The following is a 7762-nucleotide window of genomic DNA, read 5'->3' as shown; positions in this document are numbered from 1 at the left end:
TTTCTTGACCTTCCCATCCTCACGGTACGATTCCCGCAGAAGGGTAGATCGATAGATTTTTTTACCGGATTTTGACTTGTTCTCTACAATATGCATGTCCACCATTGTACAGATAACAACCATTATCCGTCAAGTATATTGTCGTATAATAACAATATATTAGTGACTACATATTTATTAAAAATACAGCCTTAACAAACTATATATTAAGCACTTATGCGTTTTGGCAGGGGTGAACATCCGCTATAATATTCCTGGGATCGGCAGCTTTCGCAGACCAAAGCGGTAAACAAAAAACATTACATCAGGAGATAGTTAAAAAAGCGCAAATGCTTACGGTACCCTTTATTCTTAATAAAGGACAAGTAGATGCAAGGGTAAAATTTTATGCCAACACCTTTGGCGCGACAATTTATGTGACAAGCGAAGGTGAAATAGTTTATTCATTGCCGCATATTTCAGACAGGCCAGGAACGAAAACGCAAAATATTACCGCGCAAACCGAACCCTGTTCCCAAGACTCCACAGTTGCAACTATGAGAAAGGCAGATAGTAAGAACAACCTGGTTATGAAGAATATCGTGCTTACGGAGCATTTGGCCGGTGGAAAGACGGTTAATATAAAGGGAGAAAAAACTTCGGTTACGAAGGTTAACTATTATAAGCATAAAGACCCTTCGCAGTGGCAACAAAATATCCCAACATACGAGTGTCTCTGTTTTGGCGAGGTTTTCAACGGAGTAGATTTAGTATTAAAGGCGTATGGCAACAATGTAGAAAAACTTTTCCACGTAAAACCAAATGCCAGCGCGGAAGGAATAAGAATAAAGATACACGGAGCGAGTTCGTTACATGTTAATAAAACAGGACAACTGGAGGCAGAGACGCCGTTAGGAAATGTTACGTTCACCAGGCCGGAAGCATATCAGGAAATAAATGGGAAAAAGATCCTGGTGGCGGCAAGCTATCATTTGAAAGATGCCGGTATGGTTTATGGTTTTAAAGTGGATGAGTATGATAAAACGAAGGAGCTTGTTATCGACCCCCTTCTTGCTTCTACCTATCTTGGCGGTTCAGATAACGATGAAGTGTGTTCTTTGGCAATTGACGGGGATGGGTATGTCTATATCGCCGGTAATACATTGCAGTCTGACTTTCCGACTACCGGTGGTTCATACAATACCGGCAGCGCAGGAAGTAATGTTTTCATTTCAAAAATAAATCCAACGTTAACTAGTCTTCTTGCTTCGACTTATTTGGGCGGATCTTCAGAGGATAAAGTACGGTCTTTGCTTTTAGACCCGGAAGGGAATGTTTACGTAACTGGAGAAACGAATTCGTCCGATTTCCCAACAACTGAAAATGCTTATGCAGGGTCGTTAAACGATTCATATGGAGATGTTTTTGTTTCCCGGCTTGACACCGATTTGACGAATCTTCTGGCTTCTACCTATTTAGGCGGGACTTTTGGCGATTATAGCCGAGATATAGCAATTGATGCAGAGGGAAATATTTATGTAACGGGTGATACAAATTCTGCTGATTTTCCTGCTTCAGCGGGCGCTTATAAAACTTCATTGACCGGCAGCTCCAGAGATGTTTTTGTTTCAAAACTGAATAATGAACTAACCGGTCTTTTGGCCTCAACATTCATGGGAGGTTCTTCCGGTGATTATAGCAGCGCCCTTGTTATCGATTCCAAAGGAAACGTTTTTATCGCAGGCACTACCGGCTCATCAGATTTCCCTGCTTCTTCAGGCACGTATGATGCTGTCTTTAATGGTGGAGAACATGATGTTGATGGTTTCGTTTCAAAGTTTGATAAGGATCTGACGAGCCTTCTTGCTGCCACATACATTGGGGGATATTTTAATGACTATATAAGCGATATGGCAAGCGATTCTGAAGGCAATATTTATGTAACGGGTGGCACCCTTTCTTCGAATTTTCCAATAACTACAAAGGCATATGATACAACATACAATTTTGGCTCCGATGCCTTTGTATCGAAATTGAGCAATGATTTAAAAACACTTATTGCCTCAACCTTTTTGGGCGGTTCGGGCTATCCTTCAGAAGGGTACGACTATAATTACGGATATGAGCATGCGAATGCCATCGTTATTGTTTCGGACGGAAAAATTTACGTAACCGGCAGTACGTATTCTTCAGATTTCCCTACCACAATAGGGTCTTATAACGCCTCATTTAATGGTGGAGGTGCAGATGCGTTCATTTCCAGTTTTGACAACAATCTGGAAGATCTGCTGGATTCCACCTATCTTGGCGGTTCCTCTGGCTATGATTGCGGCAAGGCATTGGCAACAGGGCCGGAGGGAGATATTTATGTTGCCGGATTTACGAATGCTTCAAATTTCCCGGTTACCAGTGGGGTTCTTTATGCAAATTATAGCGGTAAGATAGACACCTTTATTTCACAACTGGATAGTGATCTATCTGCATTTTTGGGGAAAATATCGGGAAGTTTGAGCGATGAGAATAAAAACCCCGTTGAATCTGCTAAGATAGCACTGAAGGGAAAAACTACAAAAATTAAAAGGAAAACCTTTTCTGATGAAAATGGACTTTTCGAGTTTGGCAATTTAAAGGCGGATACGTATAATATTACAGCTACAAAGAATAGCTACAGGAAATACAAAACAAAGGTTGATCTGGAAGAGGGAGAAAAGAAGGAAATTAAGGCAGAGATGAAGAAAACAAAGACCCGATGAACAGCAAAAAAGAATCTTTTCGCGGTGGCTTAATTAATTACGTTAAAGCGGTGTTCCGCGAGGGATTAAAAAAGAGGTGAAACATAAGTGGTCGGGGCGAGAGGATTTGAACCTCCGACCTCCTGCTCCCAAGGCAGGCGCGCTAGCCAAACTGCGCTACGCCCCGTCATATTGAAAATATTCGTTTTTTCAGGTTAATTGTAGTTCACATTATACGTTACATCTGTATAAATACAAGCAAAAACAGAATAAAAACGTACCCATCATTGCCTACATGCCTTCGCTAGCACCTTATCATACTTACTTTACATTTTTTGACAAAATATTTAAATGTATGATGCTTCTAAGATATTATTTTACAAGAAGATAGCGCATGCATTCCGGCGTTTTAAGTAATAATGGTTAATTATTGCCCGCCAAAAAGCAAAAAACACCGAAAATCTTTTATTCTGTTTTCGATTAAATTTGCAAAAGAGTAGCATGGCATAAGTAATTACACCTCAATGTATTAAAAAAACAGTAAAATATTTTTTTACAAATGGAACAATATTTTGTGTTGCCTTGTTTTAAGATTGAGTTATAATCGTACCTTATTTTTTATTGTAATTTTGAAGGGGTAGGAGTAGTAGATGAACATTCAGCAAAAAGAAAAGTCGAGAAAAAAATATAACGAAAGAAGCCTTTCTTTAAAAAACGTATTTATTGACAAGGCGGAGAGAAGTTGTTTAATGTGCGGTAAAAAATTCATTAGCCGCGGGCCGCACAACAGAAGATGTGCGAGGTGCAATCAAAAGATTGATCAGGCGGCAGAAAATACATTTTACATGCCAACAGTGTACGGAAATGATGGCTCTGTAGGAGGCGAAACATACACGGTAGCTGAATAAAGATTAATCCTGTTTTTTTGACAAAAGGGCTATGCGATTATTGAAAAGCATAGCCCTTTTGTCATTTATCCGCGTTATTGTTACGCATGTTAAAGAGGTTTTATTGTTATAGAACCTTCTTCATTTATCCTGCCCGTTATTGTAACACCAATAGGGATAAACTGTTTTGTAATTTCAATGTTCGTTAACAGATGTTTGGTAATTATGGACGTGGTAAAGGTTGTCTCTTCCTCCTTTACCAGGGCAAGTGGCACAATAAGCTGATCGGCCAGGTATTCATCGAATACGCCTTTAGTTTTTAAAAAATTGTTTAGTTTGTTACACGCCTCTTCTGCTACCGTTTCAGCGCGTTTGCCAATTTCACCCAAGCTAAAATAACAACATTGGCTATATTCAAATTCCCCAATGAGAAGCAACAGGGTGCCCTTGCCGATTGCAGGCATTTCAAATAAGGCTATTTCATGTGGTATGTTTTGTACTGAAAACTGTTTCTGAGCCTCCATTTGTTGTCTTTTTGCGATGTTTGTGTCCAGATTGCTTACTACAGAGAGACCTTTAATCCGGAGAAGACGCCCCCTATCCTTTATTCGTATGGCGTGCTGTGTATGTGACGGACTTATTTTCATTACAACTTCGCCTCCGCCACGTGGATAAAAGCCGGCTCTCGTCGTTTGCATTTCAGCATCATATCCCATTTTTCTCAGGAAAAACAACCATTGCCGCTCAAGATAATCCGTACAAGGACTATGGCTTACATGCGTACCGCCGGTAATGGTGATTGTGGATGGGCCTTCTGCGAAACTGAGTGGATAGAATATCGTTTGTAATACAAGGGCAATTGAACCCGCAGTCCCGATATTGAAAGAATATGTTCCGTGCAGAATATTACCAGGATAAAATCTGATGGTTGTAGAGCGAAGGGTGTTCCCGGCTACCTCCGCATTGCAAATCCTGGCGGTAGCGTTTATTGCCTGTAAATGCTGATGGCTGATTCCGGGTGTTTTTCTGTTGGCTCTGATGCTATGTATTTCAAAAGGCTTTTTAGTAATGGCTGACAGAGAAAGCGAAGTCCGCAGTATTTGCCCCCCGCCTTCCCCAAAAGAACCATCAATTTTGATAATATCATCGGCCATAGTTGAAAGAAAAAGGGCAGAACATGAGAATGCCCTGCCCTTGCCATTTTGATTTTTATTATTACATTTTGTGTAAAGGCCTATTTGCTAAATCCACGTACAATCTGAACGAGTTCGTCAAGGTGTGAGAGATCGACCCCAAGGTCTCCGAGCGGCACGTAATTTGGATTTTTGGTTCCCTTTGTCATAGATTCTTTCATATCTTCGTCGGTTCTTGACCTCTGGTAGTCAGGGTCGCTGAAATCAGGCACTCCAAATTGTTTTCCAGCTTCAGAGCCTTTTCCATCAGAGCCGTGGCATAATTCGCAGGTATCTTTATAAATTAGTTTAACGTCATTTGCAGATGCAGTGAAGCTTGGTTGTACAAAATAGAGACTAAAAATTGCTGTTGCAGGAATAACACAATAACTAAAAAGTTTTTTCAACGGTAAGCCCTCCAATAAATAAAATGTTAATGTATTGTTATTAAGATTTTTCATAAGGCACGTTTCGCTTTTGATATTATCGCGAAAAGTCTTTTTCTTAAAAACATCACCCCCAATCAAGAATTATGATTAATAGGTATTATCAAATAAAATACCGGAATAAAGACCCTCTTTCGGCGCAAAATATCCTCCTTACACACGGTACTCTTTAACTTTAATAAAAAAATTATTCAAAATGTATTCTGTGAAAATACTGATTTATATCAGGCCGAAGTCGCAAGCAAAAATCGTAACATCCACTCCATAAGGTGTCAAGTACTTTCCGGCGTAAGCGAATATTTGCAAAATACATGTTCACATGCAAATACAATTATTATATAATCACATTTTTATGTTTGCAAAATAGGTCTGATTTACAACATCACAGCGACATTTTTATTTCAGATGTTGCAACAATTTCTTGGTATATATATGTTTCATAACCTGCCTATGAAAGAAATAACCCTGACAGGGTTAATGCCCTGCCGACTTTGTGCAGGACTTAATAATAAAATGTCGCTGTAGTGATAACGAAGGAACAAATAAGGGGACAATTTTTGTTTATTTACACTGATTTATAATCAAAATAAATTCTCGCTAATTTACTTTATATCTTATAAACGAAAGATGAATTTGCTATGGAGGAATAAATGGATTCTGGTGTTAGAAGTATTACAGAAAGGGTAAAGACGGAAAGTGATTTAATAAATACCCTTCTGTACGAGGTAGGTAAGGTAATTGTAGGACAAAAATACCTGATCGAGAGATTATTAATCGGGATGCTTTCCAACGGACATGTTTTATTAGAGGGTGTTCCCGGATTGGCAAAGACAATGTCCATTATGACACTCGCAAAAGCAATGCATGCCTCCTTTCAAAGGATACAATTTACCCCTGATTTACTGCCTGCGGATTTGCTTGGCACGCTTATTTACAATCCCAAGAGCGGTGAATTTACCGTTCGCAAGGGACCGGTTTTTACGAATATCGTGCTGGCGGATGAGATAAACCGCGCTCCGGCGAAGGTGCAAAGCGCACTTTTAGAGGCCATGCAGGATCGGGAGGTTACCATTGGCGATGAGACGTTTAAACTGGAGGAACCGTTTCTGGTATTGGCAACTCAGAACCCAATTGAGCACGAAGGCACGTATCCGCTGCCGGAAGCACAGTTGGACCGTTTTATGCTGAAATTGAATATTACGTATCCTGACAAAAAAGAGGAACGTGAAATATTAGAGCGTATGGCTACCACCAAAAGCGATATTAAGGTAAATTCGGTAATTTCTCCGAACGATATCTTACGGTTACGCACGGTGGTGGACGGGATTTACATCGACGACAAGATTAAAGATTATATTATAGATATTGTCTTTGCCTCCAGAGAGCCGAAGACGTATAACCTGGATTTGGATCAATTCATTGAATATGGAGCGTCTCCGCGTGCAACAATAAATCTGACATTAGCAGCAAAGGCGCACGCGTTTCTCAAGGGTAGGGGATTTGTCACTCCTCAGGACGTAAAATCTATAGGAATGGACGTCCTCCGGCATAGAATAATCATAACATATGAAGCAGAGGCAGAAGAAATACGGCCGGAAGATATTATTAATAAAATTTTTGATAACGTGGAAGTTCCTTAATTAACAGACATGATTTCAGCAGATGTTTTAAAACAAATTCGTCAGATCCAGATTCACACAAGCCGCCTTGTCAATGAAGCGTTAGTGGGCGAGTACCACAGTATTTTCAAAGGAGTTGGTATTGAATTCGAGGAGGTGCGCGAATATCAGCCCGGAGATGAAATACGGATGATTGACTGGAATGTGACGGCACGCATGGGACGCCCCTTTATTAAACGCTTTGTTGAGGAACGGGAATTAACCGTAATGCTTCTGGTGGATGTAAGCGCGTCAGAAAATTTCGGCTCGGTAAAATATTTAAAAAATAAAGTGGCAATAGAAATATGCTCTCTCCTTGCCTTTTCTGCAATTAAAAACAATGATAAAGTGGGTGTGATTATGTTTACGGATAAAATCGAGAAATTCATACCTCCGAAAAAAGGGGCAAAACACGTCTTCAAAGTTATTCGGGAACTTTTGTGTTCAAAGCCGTCGGGAAAAGGCACGAACATCGCCATGGCGCTGGACTACTTAAATAAGATTGCTTCCCGAAAGACGATTACCTTTATCGTGTCTGACTTCATTGCGGAAGAAAATGCTTATGCGCGTTCATTAAGAACCGCAAATAAGAAACATGATGTGATCGCGGTTAATATTATTGATCCGAGAGAACAGAAATTGCCCAATGTAGGTTTTATCGAATTAGAGGATGCGGAATCAGGCGAGAGAATAATAACAGATACCTCGAATTCAAGTGCAAGAAAAGAGTATAGCATGATGGCCCTACGGCAAAAAGAAGAACGGTCTCAATTATTTCGTTCAACAGGTGTTGATGAAGTTGTCGTTAATACTCAAAAAAATTACGTAGAACCCATAATTCGTTTTTTCAGAATAAGAGAGAAGAGGATTTAAAATCTTTTCACATGG

Annotated in this window: 6 protein-coding genes and 1 tRNA gene; 4 read left to right on the top strand and 3 right to left on the bottom strand. The window is 39.9% G+C overall.

Annotated elements, in window-relative coordinates; all coding sequences use genetic code 11:
* Positions 1-329: 329 nt before the first annotated feature.
* On the top strand, positions 330-2732 hold the full coding sequence (locus tag QZT26_RS01925; RefSeq protein WP_295100220.1) for an SBBP repeat-containing protein: 2403 nt from the start codon (positions 330-332) through the stop codon (positions 2730-2732).
* Positions 2733-2820: 88 nt separating this feature from the next.
* On the opposite strand, the gene QZT26_RS01920 is transcribed toward QZT26_RS01925, so the two are convergent.
* Positions 2821-2898: transfer RNA gene (locus QZT26_RS01920), tRNA-Pro, on the bottom strand.
* A 463-nt stretch (positions 2899-3361) separates the two neighbouring features.
* On the opposite strand from QZT26_RS01920, the gene QZT26_RS01915 reads away from it, so the two are divergent.
* Entirely contained in the window at positions 3362-3619 is a 258-nt protein-coding gene (locus tag QZT26_RS01915; protein ID WP_099324079.1) for a hypothetical protein, read from the top strand.
* 89 nt (positions 3620-3708) lie between these two features.
* Here the strand turns inward: QZT26_RS01915 and rtcA are convergent, their stop codons facing one another.
* Together rtcA and QZT26_RS01905 are read right to left on the bottom strand one after the other, a co-directional pair.
* Positions 3709-4752, bottom strand: coding sequence for an RNA 3'-terminal phosphate cyclase (gene rtcA, locus QZT26_RS01910; RefSeq protein WP_099324080.1), 1044 nt, complete (start codon positions 4750-4752; stop codon positions 3709-3711).
* Between the two features lie 80 nt (positions 4753-4832).
* Positions 4833-5177 carry a hypothetical protein gene (locus tag QZT26_RS01905; RefSeq protein ID WP_157820359.1) on the bottom strand — a complete coding sequence of 115 codons (345 nt, stop codon included), beginning with the start codon at positions 5175-5177 and terminating at the stop codon, positions 4833-4835.
* 689 nt (positions 5178-5866) lie between these two features.
* On the opposite strand from QZT26_RS01905, the gene QZT26_RS01900 reads away from it, so the two are divergent.
* Both QZT26_RS01900 and QZT26_RS01895 read left to right on the top strand, forming a co-directional pair.
* On the top strand, positions 5867-6856 hold the full coding sequence (locus QZT26_RS01900) for a MoxR family ATPase (RefSeq protein WP_295100218.1): 990 nt from the start codon (positions 5867-5869) through the stop codon (positions 6854-6856).
* Between the two features lie 9 nt (positions 6857-6865).
* Positions 6866-7747 (top strand): DUF58 domain-containing protein, encoded by an 882-nt coding sequence (locus QZT26_RS01895; RefSeq protein WP_099324083.1) that lies wholly within the window; start codon positions 6866-6868, stop codon positions 7745-7747.
* Positions 7748-7762 lie beyond the last annotated feature (15 nt).

Origin of the sequence: uncultured Candidatus Kuenenia sp. (assembly GCF_900696675.1) — a bacterium.
GTDB lineage: Bacteria > Planctomycetota > Brocadiia > Brocadiales > Brocadiaceae > Kuenenia > Kuenenia stuttgartiensis_A.
This window is presented reverse-complemented; position numbering and strand designations above follow the sequence as displayed.